At 77.6% G+C, this 19,412-nt stretch carries 5 protein-coding genes; all 5 read right to left on the reverse strand.

Annotated features, from left to right (window positions below):
* Window positions 1-11: 11 nt before the first annotated feature.
* Window positions 12-1,331: a type I polyketide synthase gene (locus MF672_RS20785; RefSeq protein WP_247815344.1), complete on the reverse strand. Its 1,320-nt coding sequence runs from the start codon at window positions 1,329-1,331 to the stop codon at window positions 12-14.
* A gap of 82 nt (window positions 1,332-1,413) precedes the next feature.
* The gene (locus MF672_RS20790) at window positions 1,414-5,373 is read right to left on the reverse strand and encodes a type I polyketide synthase (RefSeq protein WP_247815345.1); all 3,960 of its coding nucleotides are present in this window, start codon (window positions 5,371-5,373) and stop codon (window positions 1,414-1,416) included.
* Between the two features lie 16 nt (window positions 5,374-5,389).
* Window positions 5,390-9,127: a type I polyketide synthase gene (locus MF672_RS20795; RefSeq protein WP_247815346.1), complete on the reverse strand. Its 3,738-nt coding sequence runs from the start codon at window positions 9,125-9,127 to the stop codon at window positions 5,390-5,392.
* The gene (locus tag MF672_RS20800) at window positions 9,100-10,707 is read right to left on the reverse strand and encodes a type I polyketide synthase (protein ID WP_302893238.1); all 1,608 of its coding nucleotides are present in this window, start codon (window positions 10,705-10,707) and stop codon (window positions 9,100-9,102) included. Before MF672_RS20800 ends, MF672_RS20795 begins: the two co-directional genes overlap by 28 nt.
* The gene (locus MF672_RS20805; protein WP_247815347.1) at window positions 10,697-19,204 is read right to left on the reverse strand and encodes an SDR family NAD(P)-dependent oxidoreductase; all 8,508 of its coding nucleotides are present in this window, start codon (window positions 19,202-19,204) and stop codon (window positions 10,697-10,699) included. The genes MF672_RS20800 and MF672_RS20805 overlap by 11 nt, the downstream gene beginning before the upstream one ends.
* Window positions 19,205-19,412: the final 208 nt, after the last annotated feature.

Consider the following 19,412-nt stretch of genomic DNA (forward strand, 5'->3'; position numbering starts at 1 on the left):
GCGGGCAGGGGTCACAGGTCGTTGTCGATGAGGGCGAAGATCTCCTCGTCGGACGCGGAGTCGATCTTGTCCATGACGCCTCCGGCGGTCGCGAGGACGGAGCCGAGCCTGGTGAGCGCGTTCTGCAGGAGGGGCACCACGCGCTGCCGGATGGCGGCGGCCTCGCCGTTGGCGTGTTCGAGCACCTGGTCGAGGCGGTCGAGGGCGGCGCGGAGGGTGTCCTCGGGGGCGGACTCGGGGGCGGTCGACGGGGTCACAGACGGGGCGAGCGCGCCGATCAGGTGCGTGGCGAGCGCGGCGACGGTGGGGTGGTCGAAGACGAGCGTGGGGGGCAGCCGCAGCCCGGTGTCGGCGTTGAGCCGGTTGCGCAGCTCGACGGCGGTGAGGGAGTCGAAGCCGAGCTCGTTGAAGGGGCGGTCGATGTCGACGCCGTCGGCGCTGCCGTGGGCGAGGACGGTCGCGACGTGAGCCTGCACGGTCTCGGTGAGCACGCGCAGCGCCTCGGCGCGCGGCAGGGCGGACAGGCGCGCGACGAGCCCGGCGGCCGGGGCGGCGGCCTGCGGCCCGGTGGCGGCGCTCTGGCGTGGGGCGCGGACCAGGCCCTTGAGCAGGTGCGGCAGGTCGCCGTTCGCGGCGCGGGCGCGCAGCCCCGAGGTGTTCCAGCGGGCGGCGACGACGAGCGGGTCGGGCGCGGTGAGGGCGGCGTCGAACAGGGCGAGGCCCTGCTGGACGTCGAGCGGGGCGATCCCGGCGCGGGCCAGCCTGGCCCGGTCGGCGTGGCCGAGGGCCCCGGTCATGCCGGACTCGGCGTCCCACAGGCCCCAGGCGATGGAGACGGCGGGCAGGCCGAGGTCGTGGCGGTGCTCGGCGAGGGCGTCGAGGAAGGCGTTCGCGGCGGCGTAGTTGCCCTGCCCGGCGTTGCCCAGCACCCCGGCCAGGGACGAGAACAGCACGAAGAGGGACAGCGGCCGGTCGCGGGTCAGCTCGTGCAGGTGCCAGGCCGCGTCCGCCTTCGGGGCGAGGACGGTGTCCAGGCGGGTGGCGGTGAGGTCCTGGACGAGGGCGTCGTCCAGGACGCCGGCCGTGTGCACGACGCCGGTGAGGCCGGGGGTCGCGTCCAGGACCTCGCGCAGGGCCTCGCGGTCGGCGACGTCGCAGGCCAGGACGGTGACGTGCGCGCCCAGGGCCTCCAGCTCGGCCGTCAGGGCGGGCGCGCCGGGGGCGTCAGGGCCGCGCCGCGAGAGCAGGACGAGGTCGCGGACGCCGTGCCGCCGCACCAGGTGCCCGGCGACCAGCGCGCCGAGGCCGCCGGTGCCGCCGGTGACGAGCACCGTCCCGGCCGGGCCGGGGTGGCGGTCGCGGGGCGCTCGTCAGGCCGGGGTGGCCGCTGCGGCGGGGTCGCGGGGGCGCTCGTCAGCCGGGGGTGGCCGCGGCGGCGGGCGTCGCGGCGGCCAGCCGGGGCACCAGGAAGGCGCCGTCGCGGACCAGGACGCGCGGCTCGCCGACGGCGGCGACCTCCCGCCAGGGGACGTCGGCGTCGTCGGTCTCGACGATCGTGAAGCGGCCGGGCTGCTCGGCCTGCGCCGCGCCGACCAGGCCGCGCACGGCGGCGCCGGCCAGGTCGCCGGGCCGGGTGACGAACATGACGGGCACGTCGTCGGGGTGGGCGGCGACGGCGTCGAGGACGCGGGCGGTCAGGTCGCGGGCGGCGGCGGCCGGGTCGGGGTCGTCGCTGACGCAGGGGACGACGACGGGCTCGGGGGCTCCGGCGGCGGTGAGCGCGGCCTCGGTCCAGTCCACCCCGTACGGGACGGGCGCGGCGGCGGGAGCGGGGGCGGCGGCCCGGGTGCGCAGGGCCTCGATCGCGAGCACCGGCGCGCCGGCCGGGTCGGCGGCCTCGACGGTGGCGTCCTGGTCCGCGCCGGACAGCCGGACGCGGAGGACGCCTGCCTCGGCGGTGTGCAGCCGCACGCCGGAGAAGGCGAACGGCAGCCGCAGCTCGCCGTCGTCGCGGGCCAGCACCAGGGGGTGGAAGGCGGCGTCGAGCAGCGCCGGGTGCACACCGAAGCCGGTCACGTCGAGCCCTTCCGGCGCGGCGACCTCGGCGTACAGGTCGTCGCCCGACCGCCACAGGGCGCGCAGCCCCTGGAAGGCGGGGCCGTACTCGTAGCCGCGCTCGGCCAGGCGGGCGTAGCCGTCGGCGAGGTCCACGGGGGTCGCGCCGGGGGGCGGCCAGGCGGCGGCCCACGCGTACGGCGCGGCGGGCGCGGGGTCCTCGGCGAGGACGCCGCTGGCGTGCCGCTGCCAGGCGTCGCCGCCGGGCGGGCGGGACCAGATCGCGACCTGGCGGCGTCCGGCGTCCGCCGGGCCCACGGTGACCTGGAGGGCGAGCGGCCCGGACAGGTACAGCGGGGTCTCGATGACCAGCTCGTCGAGGCGGTCGCAGCCGGCGTGGGCGGCGGCTTCGAGCGCGAGGTCGGCGAAGGCGGCGCCGGGCAGCAGGACGCCGCCGCGCACGGCGTGGTCGGCCAGCCAGGGCGCGCCGGACCGGGCGAGCCGGCCGGTCAGCACGTGGGAGCCGTCGGCGGCGGACACCACCGTGTCGAGGAGGGGGTGGCGGGAGCCTTCGACGCCGGCGCCGGCCGGGCGGCCGACGGCGAGGCCGTCACCGAGCCAGTAGCGGCTGCGCTGGAAGGCGTAGGTGGGGGGCTGCGGCTCGGGACGGGGGCCGTCGCCGAGCACCGTGGCCCAGTCGACCGGCGCGCCCTCGGCCCACGCCTGGGCGAAGGAGGCGAGCAGGCGGGCGGGGCCGCCCTCGCCGCGCCGCAGCGACCCGGTGACGCCCGCCTGCACCCCGGCGTCCTCGCAGATCGCGGTGACGTCGCCGACGAGCACCGGGTGCGGGCTGGCCTCGACGAACACCGGCCGCCGCACCTGGGCGGCGGCGGCCCGCACCGCCGGGTCGAAACGCACCGGCAGGCACAGGTTGTCCACCCAGTAACGGCCGGTCAGCTCCGGCCCCTCCAGCAGGGCGCCGGTCACCGAGGAGCAGAACGCCACCGTGGCCGGGCCGGGCCGGACGTCGGCCAGCGCCTGGTTCAGCTCGGCCTCCAACGCGCGCATGTGCGGGGTGTGCGAGGCGTAGTCCACCGCGATCCGCCGCACCCGCGCCCCCGTCACCTCCTCCAGAGCCGCCGGGTCACCCGCGACCACGCAGCCGGCCGGGCTGGACTCCACCGCCACCCACAGCCGCTCACCGTCGATCAGCTCCCGCGCCACCGACGCCGGGACATCGAGCGCCGCCATCGCGCCGGTGCCGGTCATCCGCTCCAGAGCGCGGCTGCGCAACACCACCACGCGGGCCGCGTCCCGCAACGACAACGCGCCCGCCACACACGCCGCCGCGATCTCGCCCTGCGACTGGCCCACCACGAGCTGCGGCGACACCCCGGCCGCCGCCCACACCTCGGCCAGCGACACCATCACCGCCCACAACACCGGCTGCACCACGGCGGTCCCGGACAGCTCCGGCGCGCCCGCCTCCTGCCGCAACACCGCACTCGCCGTCCACCCCGTCAACGGGGCGAGCACCCGGTCACACCGCTCCAGCGCCGCCCGGAACACCGGGCACGCATCCAGCAGGCCGGTCGCCATGCCCGTCCACTGCGAGCCCTGGCCGGGGAACACCAGGACCACCCCACCGGCCCCCGGCGCGACCCCGCTGACCACCGAGGCGTGCGGACGGCCGCCGGCCACCGCGTCCAGCCCGTCCAGCAGGTCGTCCCGGCCGGCGGCGACCACCACGGCCCGGTGCGGGAAACGGGCCCGGCGGGCGAGCGTGCGGCCGGCCGCCGCCAGGTGCTCCTCCCCCAGGCCGGCCGCGTAGTCGCGGAGCCGGGCCGCCTGGGCGCGCAACGCCTGCCCGCTCTTGGCCGACACCACCCACACCAGCACACCCGCACCCGCCAACGGCTCACCCCGCGAAACCTCCTGCACGGGCGCCGACTCCACGATCACATGCGCGTTCGTGCCGCTCACCCCGAAACTCGACACCCCCGCCCGCGCCGCACCCGCGAGCCGCACCGGCTCCGTCAGCAACCGCACCCCACCCGCCGACCAGTCCACATGCGGCGTCGGCTCGCTGACGTGCAACGTCCGCGGCAACACCCCGTGCCGCAACGCCATCACCATCTTGATCACACCCGCCACCCCCGCCGCCGCCTGCGTGTGACCGATGTTCGACTTGACCGAGCCGAGCCACAGGGGCCGGTCGGCGGGGCGCATCCGGCCGTAGGTGGCGAGCAGGGCCTGGGCCTCGATGGGGTCGCCGAGGGTGGTGCCGGTGCCGTGCGCCTCGACCACGTCCACGTCGCGGGTGTCGAGCAGGGCGTCGGCGAGCGCCTGCCGGATGACCCGCTCCTGGGCGGGGCCGCTGGGGGCGGTCATGCCGTTGCTGGCGCCGTCCTGATTGACCGCCGTGCCCCGGACGACGGCGAGCACGCGCCGCCCGTTGCGGAGGGCGTCCGGCAGCCGCTCCAGGACGAGCACGCCCGCCCCCTCGGCCCAGGCGGCCCCGTCGGCGCTCGCCGAGAACGACTTGCACCGCCCGTCGGGCGCGAGCGCGCGCTGCCGGGAGAACTCCACGAACGGCACCGGCGACGACATCACCGTCACGCCGCCCGCCAGCGCGAGCGCGCACTCGCCGCGCCGCAGCGCCTGCACGGCCAGGTGCAGCGCGACCAGCGAGGACGAGCACGCCGTGTCCACCGTCAGCGACGGCCCCTCCAGGCCGAGCGTGTAGGAGACCCGGCCGGACACGACGCTGGGCGCGCTGGAGGTGAACAGGGTGCCCTCGACCGACTCGGGCGCGCCGGCGAGGAACCGGGTGGAGTAGTAGTCGTACATGTTGCCCGCGTAGACGCCGGTGCGGGTGCCGCGCAGCGCGCCGGGCTCGATCTCGGCCCGCTCCAGCGCCTCCCAGCAGGTCTGCAGGAACAGCCGGTGCTGCGGGTCGGTGGCGAGGGCGCTGCGCGGGCTCATGCCGAAGAACGCCGCGTCGAAGTCGGCCGCGTCGGGCAGGAAGCCGCCGTGCCGGGTGGAGGACTTGCCGAGCGCCTCGGGGTCGGGGTCGTACAGCCCCTCCACGTCCCAGCCGCGGTCGTCGGGGAACTCGCCGATCGCGTCCACCCCGCCCGCGACCAGCTCCCACAGGTCCTCCGGCGAGCGCACGCCACCCGGGAACCGGCACGCCATGCCGACGATCGCCACCGGCTCGTGCCGGCGGCTCTCCTCGTCCGCCAGCCGCTGCCGGGTCTCGGCGAGCTCGACGGTGGCCCGTCTGAGGTAGTCGCGGAGCTTGTCCTCGGTGCGCATGGGTGGTGCCTTCCGCTCACAGTTCGTTGTCGATGAGGGCGAAGATCTCCTCGTCCGAGGCGGCGTCGATCTTCTCCATGACGGTGTCGGGGGCGCTCTGGGGGGCGCCGAACCTGGCCAGGCCGCTCTGCAGCACGGCGACGAGCTTGCTGCGGATGGCCTCGCCGTCGTCCTTGGCGCTGCTGAGCATGGAGCCGACGCGTTCGAGCGCGCCGCGCAGCGTCTCCTCGGGCGAGGGGGCGGACGCGGCTGGGGCCAGCGTGCTGAACAGGTACTCGGCGAGCGCGCCGACCGTGGGGTGGTCGAAGACGAGCGTGGCGGGCAGCCGCAGCCCGGTGTCGGCGTTGAGCCGGTTGCGCAGCTCGACGGCGGTCAGGGAGTCGAAGCCGAGCTGGGTGAACGCCCGGTCGACGCTGATCTTCTCGGCGCTGCCGTGCGCGAGGACGACGGCGACGTGCCGGCGGACCCGGTCGGTGAGCAGCCGCAGCCCTTCCTCCCTGGTCAGCTCGGCCAGGCGGGACATCAGCGAGGACAGGCTCTCGCCCTGCTCGCCGCCGCCCGCGGCCCTCCTGGGCGTCCTGACCAGACCCTTGAGCAGGTGCGGCAGGTCGCCGTCCGCGGCGCGGGCGCGCAGCCCCGAGGTGTCCCAGCGCACGGCGACCACGACCGGGTCGGGCGCGGCCAGCGCGGCGTCGAACAGCGCGAGGCCTTGCTGGACGTCGAGCGGAGCGATGCCGGCGCGGGCCAGCCTCGCCAGGTCGGCCTGACCGAGGGTGCCGGACATGCCGGACTCGGTGTCCCACAGGCCCCACGCGATCGACACGCCGGGCAGGCCCAGGTCGCGGCGGTGCTCGGCGAGGGCGTCGAGGAAGGCGTTCGCGGCGGCGTAGTTGCCCTGCCCGGCGTTGCCCAGCACCCCGGCCAGGGACGAGAACAGCACGAACATCGACAGCGGCCGGTCGCGGGTCAGCTCGTGCAGGTGCCAGGCCGCGTCCGCCTTCGGGGCGAGCACGGCCGCGACGCGTTCCGGCGTCAGGTCCTCCACGAGGCCGTCGTCGAGGACGCCGGCCGCGTGCACGACCCCGGTCAGCAGCGGCACGGCGGCGAGCACCGACTCCAGCGCGGCCCGGTCGCCGGCGTCGCACGCCTTGACCGTGACGCGCGCCCCCAGCTCCTCCAGCCCGGCCGTCAGCTCGGCCACGCCGGGCGCCTCCGGGCCGCGGCGGGACAGCAGCAGCAGGTCGCGGACGCCGTGCCGCTCCACCAGCCGCCGCGCGACCAGCGCGCCGAGCCCGCTGGTGCCGCCCGTCACCAGCACCGTCCCCGGCAGGTCGGGCGAGGCCGCCGGGGCGGGCTCGCGCCAGGCCAGGCGCGGCACCAGGAGCCGGCCGGCGCGGACCCGGACCTCCGGCTCGCCGACGGCGGCGACCCGCGACCAGTCCGCGTGCCCCTCCTCGGCCTCGGCCAGCACGAACCGGCCCGGCTGCTCGGCCTGCGCCGCCCGCACCAGACCCCGCACGGCGGCGCCGGCCAGGTCTCCCGGCCGGGTGACGAACATCAGCCTCGACCCGGCCAGCCGCTCGTCCTGGACGGCGTCCAGCACCTGCGCGGTGAGCCGCCGCAGCGCGGCGGGCACGCCGTCGCGGCCGCTCGCGCACGGGATGACGACGGCGTCGGCGTCGCCGGGCTCGGCGGCGGCCTCCACCCAGTCCACGCCGTAGGCGGCGGGCGCGGCGGCCCGGCCGAGCGCGCCCGCGGGCAGCGGCCGGGTGCGGACCGAGGCCAGCGCGAACGCGGGCCGCCCCGACGGGTCGGCGGCCTCGACGGCCCACCCGTCGCCGCCGGCGGGGGTGAGCCGCACCCGCAGCCGGGTGGCCCCGGCGGCGAGCAGGCGCACCCGGCGCAGCTCGAACGGCAGCCGCAGGCCGTCCCCCGGCTGGTCGCCGGCGACCAGCAGCGGGTGGAACAGGGCGTCCAGCAGGGCCGGGTGGATGCCGTAGCCGTCCGGGTCCACGTCGCCGGGCAGCTCCACCTCGGCGTACAGGTCCTCGCCGCGCCGCCAGGCGGCCCGCAGGCCCTGGAAGGCTGGGCCGTACTCGTAGCCCTGCTCGGCCAGGCGCTCGTACCCGCCGGACAGCTCGACCGGGGCGGCGTCGGCGGGCGGCCAGGCGGCGGCCCAGGCGGCGGGGGCGTCGCCGGCCTGGTCCTGGGCGAGCAGCCCGGACAGGTGGCGGGTCCAGGCGGCCTCGGGGTCGCCGGCCGGGCGGGAGTGCACCCGGACGGGCCGCGCGCCCGAGGCGTCCGGCGGCTCGACGACGACCTGCACGGCGACGTCGCCGCGCTCGGGCAGGATCAGCGGCGCCTCGAACATCAGCTCCTCGGCCAGCCCGTGCCCGGTGCGGGCGCCGGCGGCCAGGGCGAGGTCGGCGAGCGCCGCGCCCGGCACCACGACGGACCCGGCCACGACGTGCTCGGCCAGCCAGGGGGCGGCGGCGGCCGACAGGCGGCCGGTGAGCGCCACGGGCCCGTTGTCGGCCAGCTCCACGGCCGCGCCGAGCAGCGGGTGCCCGGCCTCGTGCAGCCCGGCGGCGGACAGGTCGGCGCCGCGGGCGGGCGCGCCGAGCCAGAAGCGCTCGCGTTCATAGGCGTAGCCGGGCAGGTCGACGCGGCGGCCGTGGCGGGCCAGCTCAGCCCAGTCGACCTCGGCCCCGGCGGCCCAGGCGGCGGCGAGGCAGGCCGCCAGGGCGTCCGCCTCGTCGTGGTCGCGGCGGTGCAGGGCGAGGATCACGGCGTCCTCGCGGGTGACGCAGTCGTGCGCCATGCCGGCGAGCACGGCCTGCGGCCCGACCTCCAGGTAGACGCCGGCGCCGCCCTCCTCCAGCGCGCCGACGGCCTCGTGGAACAGGACCGGCCGCCGGATCTGGTCGAGCCAGTAGCCGGGGTCCGACCAGTCGCCGGGGGTGCCGGTGACGTACGGCACCTGGCGGCGGCCGAACGTGACCCCGGCCAGCTCGCCGGCGAACGCGGCCAGCATCGGCTCCATGAGCGGCGAGTGGAAGGCGTGGCTGACCGGGAGCCTGCGGACGCGGCGGCCCTGCGCCCGCCACTGCTCGGCGACGGCCAGGCAGGGCCGCTCGGCGCCGGAGATCACGACGCTCGCGGGGCCGTTGACGGCGGCGATGCCGACCTGGTCGGCCAGCCCGGCGAGGGTGGGCGCGACCTCGTCGGCGCCGGCGTTGACGGCGACCATGGCGCCCGGCTCGCACAGCTCGCGCATGAGCCGGCCGCGGGCGGCGATCAGGCGGGCCGCGTCGGCGAGCGACCAGACGCCGGCGACGTGCGCGGCGGCGTACTCGCCGACGGAGTGCCCGGCGACCACGGCGGGCCGCACGCCCAGGGACTCCAGCAGCCGGTGGGCGGCCACCTCGAAGGCGAACAGCGCGGGCTGGGTGTAGGCGGTGTCGTTGAGCAGCTCGGCCCCGGGGCTGCCGGGCTCGGCCCACATGACGTCGCGCAGCGGGCGGTCCAGGTGGGGGGCGAGCGCGGCCAGCACCTCGTCGAGCGCGGCGGCGAACACCGGGGAGGCGGCGGCGAGGCCGCGTCCCATGCCGGGCCGCTGCCCGCCCTGGCCGGTGAACAGGAACGCCGGGCGGGGCTGCTCGCCGGCGACGCCCTCGACGACGTCGGGGACGTTCTCGCCGCGGGCGTAGCGGGCCAGCCGGTCGGTCAGGGCGTCGTGGTCGCGGCCGAGCACAACGGCGCGCTGCGGGAGGGCGGCGCGGCCAGCCAGGGAGCGGGCGACGTCGGCCGGGTCGGGCCGCTCCCCCTCGGTGACGCGGGCGTGCAGCCGCGCCGCCTGCGCGGCCAGCGCCTCTGGCCGCGGGCGCTGATGGGCCAGGCGAGCGGGCCGGTGAAGGCGGGGGCGGGGCGCGGCCCGGGGGCGGGCTCGTACTCCTCGACGATGGCGTGGGCGTTGGTGCCGCTGATACCGAAGCTGGACACCCCGGCCCGGCGCGGCTGCTCGCCGCGCGCCCAGCCGGCCTGCTCGGTGAGCAGCCGGACGTTGCCCGCGGACCAGTCCACGTGCGGGGTGGGCTCGGTGACGTGCAGGGTGCGCGGCAGGACGCCGTGCCGCATGGCCATGACCATCTTGATCACGCCGGCCACGCCGGCGGCGGCCTGGGTGTGGCCGATGTTGGACTTGACCGAGCCGAGCCAGAGCGGCCGGTCGGCGGGGCGCATCCGGCCGTAGGTGGCGAGGAGGGCCTGGGCCTCGATGGGGTCGCCGAGGGTGGTGCCGGTGCCGTGCGCCTCGACGGCGTCGATGTCGCGGGTGTCGAGCAGGGCGTCGGCGAGCGCCTGCTGGATGACGCGCTCCTGGGCGGGGCCGCTGGGGGCGGTCATGCCGTTGCTGGCGCCGTCCTGGTTGATCGCGGTGCCGCGGACGACGGCGAGGATGCGCCGGTTGTTGCGGCGGGCCTGGGACAGGCGTTCCAGGACGAGCACGCCGACGCCCTCGGCCCAGGCGGCCCCGTCGGCGGTGGCGGAGAACGACTTGCACCGCCCGTCGGGGGCGAGGCCGCGCTGGCGGCAGAACTCGACGAAGGCGTCCGGCGAGGCGAGCACGGTGACGCCGCCGGCCAGCGCGAGCGCGCACTCGCCGCGCCGCAGCGCCTGCACGGCCAGGTGCAGCGCGACCAGCGAGGACGAGCACGCCGTGTCGACGGTCAGCGACGGCCCCTCCAGCCCGAGGGTGTAGGAGACCCGGCCGGACAGCACGCTCGGCGTGCTGGAGGTGAGCAGGCTGCCCTCCAGCGACGGCGGGACGGCGCCGTGCATGAAGCGGGAGGAGTAGTCGTTGTGCATGTTGCCGGCGTAGACGCCGGTCTCGCTGCCGCGCAGGCGGGCGGGGTCGATGCCGGCGTGCTCCAGGGCGTCCCAGGACGACTCCAGGAACAGCCGGTGCTGCGGGTCGGTGGCGAGGGCGCTGCGCGGGCTCATGCCGAAGAACGCCGCGTCGAAGTCGCCCGCGTCGTGCAGGAAGCCGCCGTGCCGCGTGTACGTCTTCCCGATCGCCTCGGGGTCGGGGTCGTACAGCCCGTCCACGTCCCAGCCGCGGTCGCCGGGGAACTCGGTGATCGCGTCCACCCCTGAGGAGACCAGCTTCCACAGGTCCTCCGGCGACTCCACGCCGCCGGGGAACCGGCACGCCATCCCGACGATCGCCACCGGCTCGTGGCGGCGGCTCTCCTCGTCCGCCAGCCGCTGGCGGGTCTCGGTCAGCTCGACGGCGACCCGCTTCAGGTATTCGCGAAGCTTGTCCTCATTGGCCATGGCCAGGCCCTTCCAGGGAGGTCCTCAACGGGGATGTCATCGATCGGTTGTCGATCAAGGCGAAGATCTCCTCGTCCGATGCGGACACGATCTCCTCGGCGGCCCCGCCCGAGCCGGGTCGCGTGGTGGCCGGGTCGGCGGCCGAGCCGGCGCCGATCCTGGCCAGGGCGCTCTGGAGGATGGCGACGAGCCGGCGGCGGACGGCGTCCGCCTGGCCGTTCGCGGCCTGGAGCGTCGACTCGGCCTGGTCCACCGCGGCCCGCAGCGCGTCCTCGGGCGAGGGCCCGTCGGGGGCCAGCGAGTGGAACAGGTAGTCGGCGAGCGAGGTGACGGTGGGGTGGTCGAAGACAAGCGTGGCGGGCAGCCGCAGCCCGGTGTCGGCGCCGAGCCGGTTGCGCAGCTCGACGGCGGTCAGCGAGTCGAAGCCCAGCTCGTTGAAGGCGCGGTCCACCTCGACCTGGTCGGGGCTCGGGTGGGCGAGCACGGCGGCCACGTGGCCGCGGACGAGCTGGATGAGGTGCAGGCGGCCGTCCGCCTCGCTCATCGCGGCCAGCCGCTCGGCCAGCTCGGGGCCGTCCGCCGGGGCGGCCGCGGTGGCCTGGCGGGTCTGCGCCGCCGCCCGGCGGGGCGCGCGGACGAGTCCGCGCAGCACGGGCGGCAGGTCGTCGCGTTCGGCCCGGGCGCGGAGGCCGGCGTTGTCCCAGCGGGCGGCGACGACGAGCGGGCCGGGCGCGGTGAGGGCGGCGTCGAACAGGGCGAGGCCCTGCTGGACGTCGAGCGGGGCGATGCCGGCGCGCGCCAGCCTCGCCAGGTCGGCCTGGTCGAGCGTGCCGGTCATGCCGGAGTCGGCGTCCCACAGGCCCCAGGCGATGGAGACGGCGGGCAGTCCGAGGTCGCGGCGGTGCTCGGCGAGAGCGTCGAGGAAGGCGTTCGCGGCGGCGTAGTTGCCCTGCCCGGCGTTGCCCAGCACGCCCGCCACCGAGGAGAACAGCGCGAAGAGGGACAACGGGCGGTCGCGGGTCAGCTCGTGCAGGTGCCAGGCGGCGTCCGCCTTGGGGGCCAGCACGGACGCCACCCGGTCCGGGGTGAGGTCCTGCACGAGAGCGTCGTCCAGGATCCCGGCGGCGTGCACGACGCCGGTCAGGCGGGGCGCGGCGTCCAGCACCCGGCGCAGGGCCTCGCGGTCGCCGACGTCGCAGGCGGCGACGGTGACGTGCGCGCCCAGCTCCTCCAGCTCGGCCGCCAGGTCGAGCGCGCCGGGCGCCTCGGGGCCGCGCCGGGACAGCAGGATCAGGTCGCGGACGCCGTGCCGCTCGGCCAGCCGCCGCGCCACCAGCGCGCCGAGGCCGCCGGTGCCGCCGGTGACGAGCACCGTCCCCGCCAGGCCGGAGGTGACCGGGTCGGGGGCGCCTGTCTGATCGGGCGTGGTCGTCGTGGCGGGGTCGCGGCGGGTCAGCCGGGGCGCGCGCAGGGTGCCGCCGGTCGCGGCGAGCTGGGTCTCGCCGGCCGCGATCGCGGCGGCCAGCCGGTCCCAGGCCGTGAAGCCCGCCGGCAGCTCGGCCAGCGCGAACCGGCCGGGCTGCTCCGACTGCGCCGACCGCACCAGGCCCCGCACCGCCGCGCCGGCCAGGTCGCCGGGCCGGGTGACGAAGACCAGGCGGGAGCCCGTCAGCCGCTCGTCGCCGAGCCAGCCCTGCACCAGGTCGAGCGCCTCGCCGAGCGTGTCGTGCGCGGCGTACGGCAGGTCGCCGGGGTCGCCGCGCAGCGGGGCCAGGACCAGGTCGGGGGGCTCGCCCGCGGCCATGTCGGCGAGGGAGACCAGATCGTAGGAGCGGGGGGCGGCGATCCCCGCCGCGGCGAGCTCCGCCTCGACCTCGTCGGCGAGCGCGGCCACGCCGGTCACCGCCCAGCGCCGCCCGCCGGTGGCGGGCGCGGCCGCCTCCGTCCACTCGATCGTGTACGCGGGCACGGCGGCGGGGCCGGCGGCGGCGGTCCTGCGCAGCGCCAGCGTCTCGACGCCGCCCACCCATTGGCCCGAGGCGTCGAACAGGGCCAGCGCCACCCGGTCGTCGCCCAGGTCGTCGAGGCGGACGCGCAGCGTGCCCGCGCCGGAGGCGGCCATCCGCACGCCGCTCCACGAGAACGGCAGCAGCAGGCCGTCGGCGCCGGCCACGGCCAGGTGGAGCGCGGCGTCCAGCAGGGCCGGGTGCACGCCGAAGCCGGTCACGTCGAGCCCTTCGGGCGTCGCGACCTCGGCGTACGCGGGACCGCCGGGGACGCGCCAGGCGGCGAGCAGGCCGCGGAAGGCGGGGCCGTAGCCGTAGCCGCGGGCGGCGAGCCGTTCGTACAGGTCGCCGGAGTCCAGCTCGTCGCCCTCCGGCGGCCAGGACGGCAGGCGTTCGGCGGGGGGCGCGGGGGCGGTGGCGAGCAGGCCGTGCGCGTGCCGGGTCCAGGGGTCGTCGCCGGCGCGGCGGGCGTGCACGGCGAGGGCGCGGCGGCCGTGCTCGTCGGGGCCGCCGACGGTGACCTGCACCTCGGCCGGGCCGGTGTCCGGCAGGACCAGGGGGGCCTCCAGCGTCAGCTCCTCGACCAGGTCGCACCCGGCGCGGGCGGCGGCCTCCAGCGCCAGCTCGGCGAAGGCGGTGCCGGGCAGGAGCACGACGCCGTCCACGACGTGGTCGGCCAGCCAGGGGGCGGCGGCGCGGGACAGGCGGCCGGTCAGCAGGAAGCCGTCGTCGGCGGCCAGCGGGACGGCCTGGCCGAGCAGGGGGTGGCGGGCGGCGTCGGCGTCCAGCCAGTGGCGGGTGCGCTGGAAGGCGTAGGTGGGGGGCTGCTCGGCGGGACGGGGGCCGTCGCCGAGCACCGTGGCCCAGTCGACCGGCGCGCCCTCGGCCCACGCCTGGGCGAAGGAGGCGAGCAGGCGGGCGGGGCCGCCCTCGCCGCGCCGCAGGGTCCCGCACACTCCGGCGCCGGTGTCGCGGCAGATCTCGGTCACGTCGCCGACGAGCACCGGGTGCGGGCTGGCCTCGACGAACACCGGCCGGCCCGGCACCTGCGCGACCGCCGTCCGGATGGTGGGGTCGAAGCGCACCGGCAGGCACAGGTTGTCCACCCAGTAACGGCCGGTCAGCTCCGGCCCCTCCAGCACAGTTCCGGTCACCGAGGAGCAGAACGCCACCGTGGCCGGGCCCGGCCGGACATCGGCCAGCGCCTGGCCCAGCTCGCCCTCCAACGCGCGCATGTGCGGGGTGTGCGAGGCGTAGTCCACCGCGATCCGCCGCACCCGCGCCCCCGTCACCTCCTCCAAAGCCGCCGGGTCACCGGCCACCACGCAGCCGGCCGGGCTGGACTCCACCGCCACCCACAGCCGCTCACCGTCGATCAGCTCCCGCGCCACCGACGCCGGGACGTCCAGCGCCGCCATCGCGCCGGTGCCGGTCATCCGCTCCAGAGCGCGGCTGCGCAACACCACCACGCGGGCCGCGTCCCGCAGCGACAACGCGCCCGCCACACACGCCGCCGCGATCTCGCCCTGCGACTGGCCCACCACGAGCTGCGGCGACACCCCGGCCGCCGCCCACACCTCGGCCAGCGACACCATCACCGCCCACAACACCGGCTGCACCACGGCGGTCCCGGACAGCTCCGGCGCGCCCGCCTCCTGCCGCAACACCGCACTCGCCGTCCACCCGGTCAACGGCGCCAGCACCCGGTCACACCGCTCCAGCGCCGCCCGGAACACCGGGCACGCATCCAGCAGGCCGGTCGCCATGCCCGTCCACTGCGAGCCCTGGCCGGGGAAGACGAGCACGGTCCCGGTCTCGGCCGGGGCCACGCCGGTGATCACGGAGCTGTGGGGGCGGGCGGCGGCGAGCGCGTCGAGGCCGGCCAGCAGGTCGTCCCGGCCCTCCGCGACCACCACGGCGCGGTGCGCGAGCTTCGCCCGGCGGGCGAGGTCGCGGCCGGCTGCGGCCAGGTCGTCGTCCGCGAGGGTCGCCGCGTAGTCGCGGAGCCGGGCCGCCTGGGCGCGCAACGCCTGCCCGCTCTTGGCCGACACCACCCACACCAGCACACCCGCACCCGCCAACGGCTCACCCCGCGAAACCTCCTGCACGGGCGCCGACTCCACGATCACATGCGCGTTCGTGCCGCTCACCCCGAAACTCGACACCCCCGCCCGCGCCGCACCCCCCAACCGCACCGGCTCCGTCAGCAACCGCACCCCACCCGCCGACCAATCCACATGCGGCGTCGGCTCGCTGACGTGCAACGTCCGCGGCAACACCCCGTGCCGCAACGCCATCACCATCTTGATCACACCCGCCACCCCCGCCGCCGCCTGCGTGTGACCGATGTTCGACTTCAGCGAGCCGAGCCAGAGCGGGCGGCCGGCTGGCCGGTCCTGGCCGTAGGCGGCGATGACCGCCTCCGCCTCGATCGGGTCGCCGAGCCGGGTGCCGGTGCCGTGCGCCTCGACCGCGTCCACGTCGGCGGCCGACAGCCCGGCGTCGGCCAGGGCGCGCCGGATGACCTCCTGCTGGGCCTGGCCGCTGGGGGCGGTGAGGCCGTTGCTGGCGCCGTCCTGGTTGACCGCGCCGCCCCTGATCACGGCCAGCACGGGGTGGCCGCGGCGGCGGGCGTCGGACAGGCGCTCCAGGACGAGCACGCCCGCGCCCTCGGCCCAGCCGGTGCCGTCGGCGGCGGCGGAGAACGCCTTGCAGCGGCCGTCCGGGGCCAGGCCGCCCTGCCTGCTGAACTCCACGAACATGCCCGGGCTCGACATCACCGTCACGCCGCCCGCCAGCGCCAGCTCGCACTCGCCGCGCCGCAGCGCCTGCGTCGCGAGCACGATCGACACCAGCGAGGACGAGCACGCCGTGTCGGTGGTGATGGCCGGGCCGCGCAGGCCCAGGGTGTAGGCGACGCGGCCGGAGACGACGCTGAGCGCGGTGCCGGTGAGCAGGTGGCCGTCGGCGGCGCCGGTGGGCTGGTGCAGGCGGGGGCCGTACTCGGGGGCCATCGCGCCGGCGAACACGCCCGTGGATGAGCCGCGCAGCGCCGCCGGGTCGAGGCCGGCCCGTTCCAGGGCCTCCCAGCACACCTCCAGCAGCAGCCGCTGCTGGGGGTCCATGGCGGCGGCCTCGCGCGGGCTGATGCCGAAGAACGCGGCGTCGAACAGGTCGGCGTCGTGGACGAAACCGCCGTGCCTGGTGTCGCTGGCGCCCGGGCCGCCGGGGGCGAAGAGGGTGTCGAGGTCCCAGCCGCGGTTGGCGGGGAACTCGCCGACGGCGTCCGCGCCGGTCGCGACCAGCCGCCACAGGTCCTCCGGGGAGGCGACGCGGCCGGGGTAGCGGCAGCCGATGCCGATCACGGCGATCGCGTCGTCGTCGTGGTCGTCGTGGTCGGTCGGCGCGGCCCCGGCGGCGACCGTAACGGCCGCGGCGCTGGTGGTCGCCGGGGCGTCGGTGCCGGCGGCGAGCTGGGCGCAGAGGTGGTCGGTGAGGCGGTCGGGGCTCGGGTGGTCGAACAGGAGGCCGGTCGGGAGCCGCAGCCCGGTCGCCGTGCGCAGGCCGTCGCGCAGCTCGACGGCCGCCGCCGACTCCAGCCCGAGGTCCTTGAACGAGCGCCCGGGCGGCACCTCCGCCGGGTCGGCGTAGCCGAGCAGCCGGGCGGTCAGGTCCAGGACGAGGCGGCGCACCTCCTCACGCGAGCGGACCGGCGTCGCGGCGACGCGCTCGCGCGCCTCGGCACCTGCGTCGGGCGGGGTCGCGGCGGGCCCGGTCTCCCGCCGGACCGTGACGGCCGCGCGGGGCGGGGTGTGGGGGCGGCGCTGGAACGGGTACGTCGGCAGGTCCACCGTCCGCGCCCCCGGGCAGAGCCGCGACCAGTCCACCGGCGCGCCCCACACGTACCCCTGGGCCAGGGCGCGCGTCACCCGTCCCGGCCCGCCGTCGTCGCGGCGCAGGGTGCCGAGGGCGGTGACGTCCCGACCGGCGGCCTCCGCCGTCTCCTCCACGCCCGCCACCAGCACCGGGTGCGGGCTGCACTCCACGAACAGGTCGCAGCCGGCCGCCAGCGCCGCCCGCACGGCCGGCTCGAAGCGGACCGGGCGGCGCAGGCTGCGGTACCAGTAGGCGGCGTCGAGGCCGGCGGTGTCCATGGGCTCGCCGGTCAGCGTGGAGACGAACGTCGTGGCGGTGCTGACCGGCCGGATCGGGGCGAGCGCCGCCAGGACCTCGTCGCGTACCTGCTCGACCTCGGGCGAGTGCGAGGCGTAGTCCACCGGGAGGATCTTGGTGGGGTGGCCGTCGAGCCGGGCGGCGAGCGCGGTCAGGGCCTCGCGCGGGCCGGACACCACGACGGCGCGCGGCCCGTTGACGGCGGCGACGTGCACGGGCCCGGGCAGCCCCGCGGCGGCCTCCTCCACGACGGCGAGCGGCGCGGCCACGGACATCATGCCGCCCCGCCCGGCGATGCCCGCGATGGCGCGGCTGCGCAGGGCGACGACCCGGGCCGCGTCCTGGAGGGACAGGGCGCCGGCGACGGTGGCGGCGGCGATCTCGCCCTGGCTGTGGCCGACGACCACGCCGGGCTCGACGCCGTGGGCCCGCCACAGCTCGGCGAGGCCGACCATCACGGCCCACAGGGCGGGCTGGACGACGTCCACGCGGTCCAGGCCGGGGGCGCCGGGGCTGCCGCGGAGCACGTCCAGGAGGGAGAAGCCGGTGAAGGGGGCGAGCGCGCCGGCGCACTCGGCCAGGCGCGCGGCGAACGCGGGCGAGGCGGACAGCAGGTCGCGGGCCATGCCCGGCCACTGCGAGCCCTGCCCGGGGAAGACGAACGCGGTCCCGCCGCCGGTCGCGGTCCCGGTGACGAGCGCGTCGTGCGGGCGGCCGGCGGCCAGGGCGCGCAGCGCGGCCGCGCGGGTCTCGCGGTCGGCGGCGAGGACGACGGCGCGGCGTTCGAACGCCGACCGGGTGGCGGCCAGGCTGTACGCGACGTCGCCGGGCTCCGTCTCCGGGTCGGCGGCCAGGGCGGCCAGGCGGGCGGCCTGCTCCCGCAACGCCCCTTCGTCCCGCCCCGACACCACCCACGGCACCCCCGCCCCGGCCACCCGGAGTGGCGGTTCGGCGGTGAGGGGAGCGGACGGCCCGTCAGACGCTCCGGCGGCGGAGGAAGCGGGCGGCACAGCACGCCGTTCAGGGGCGGGGGGCTCGGTGAGGAGGAGGTGGCAGTTGGTGCCGCCCATGCCGAACGAGCTGACCCCCGCCACCGCCGGCGCCCCGTCCGCCCCCGGCCAGGGCCGGGCCGCCCGTACGACGTCCAGCCGCAGCTCGTCCAGGGGGATCTCGGGCGGCGGCGCGGTGAAGTGCAGGCTGGGCGGCAGCTCGCGGTGCTTGAGCGACAGCACCACCTTCAGCAGGCCGGCGATGCCCGCCGCGCCCTCCAGGTGGCCGATGTTGGTCTTGACCGAGCCGACCAGCAGCGGCTCGCCGTCGGGGCGGGCCGCGCCGTAGGCGGCGCCCAGGGCGGCGGCCTCCACCGGGTCGCCGACCTTGGTGCCGGTGCCGTGCAGCTCGACGTAGCGGACCTGCTCGGGCCGCACCCCGGCGCGGGCGCAGGCGAGCGTGATGACCTCCTGCTGGGCGCGGGCGCTGGGCACGGTGAGCCCGTCGCCGCCGCCGTCGTTGTTGACGGCGCCGCCGAGGAGCACCGCGTGCACGGGGTCGCCGGCCGCCACGGCGTCCGCCAGCCGTTTGAGGACGACCAGTGCGCCGCCCTCGCCGCGCACGTAGCCGTTGGCGCGGGCGTCGAAGACGTGGCAGCGGCCGTCGGGCGACAGCGCGCCGAAGCCGGCGATGGCCTCGGTGGTCTCGGGCAGCAGGTTGAGGTTGACGCCGCCGGCGAGGGCGAGGTCGCTCTCGCCGCGGCGCAGGCTCTCGGCCGCCATCCAGACGGCCACCAGCGACGACGACTGCCCGGTGTCGAGGGTCAGGCTGGGGCCGCGCAGGCCCAGCACGTACGACACCCGGTTGGCGATCATCGCCCGGTTCGCGCCCGTGTAGGCGTGCCGGCTGAGCGCGCCGAGGCCGAGCCGGTCCTGGAGGGCGGCGTAGTCGTTGGAGATGGCGCCGAGGAAGACGCCGGCGGCGCTGCCGCGCAGCGCGGCGGGCACGGCGCGGGCGCTCTCCAGCGCCTCCCAGGCGAGTTCGAGCGCCAGCCGCTGGTGCGGGTCCATGACGGCGGCCTCGTTGGGCGAGATGCCGAAGAAGGCGGCGTCGAAGCCGTCCACGTCGTCCAGGAACCCGCCGCGCGGGTGGGCGGCGCCCGGCGCCCGGCGGCCCTCCGGCGCTTCGGTGACCGCGTCCTCGCCCTCGCGCAGCAGCTCCCAGAACCGGCCGGGATCGGCGGCGCGCGGCAGCCGGCACGCCATGCCGACGACGGCGACGGCCACCGGCTCGTCCTGTACGGCCCCCTGCCTCGACTCACCAGCCATCAATGCGCCACCTCAAAGCCTCGGGAATCGTCGTTGCACGACGCCGGCGGTTTATCCGGACGGCCGCGTGGAATTACTCGACAGCCGTGCAGTTCGCGGCTATTACATAGACATTGCGACTTTAAGGTGGCGGTCCGCCCCGGCACACGCCCGCGCCGCCGGCATGAAGTTGCCGCCATTTGTGGCCACCGCTCCGCGCGCGTCCCGG

Origin of the sequence: Actinomadura luzonensis (assembly GCF_022664455.2) — a bacterium.
Lineage (GTDB): Bacteria > Actinomycetota > Actinomycetes > Streptosporangiales > Streptosporangiaceae > Nonomuraea > Nonomuraea luzonensis.

Bases quoted from the DNA above. Each gene is read 5' to 3' on its own strand.
- MF672_RS20790 (WP_247815345.1), bottom strand. From the start codon at position 5,373: ATGCGCACCGAGGACAAGCTCCGCGACTACCTCAGACGGGCCACCGTC.
- MF672_RS20800 (WP_302893238.1), bottom strand. From the start codon at position 10,707: ATGGCCAATGAGGACAAGCTTCGCGAATACCTGAAGCGGGTCGCCGTC.
- MF672_RS20805 (WP_247815347.1), bottom strand. From the start codon at position 19,204: ATGGCTGGTGAGTCGAGGCAGGGGGCCGTACAGGACGAGCCGGTGGCC.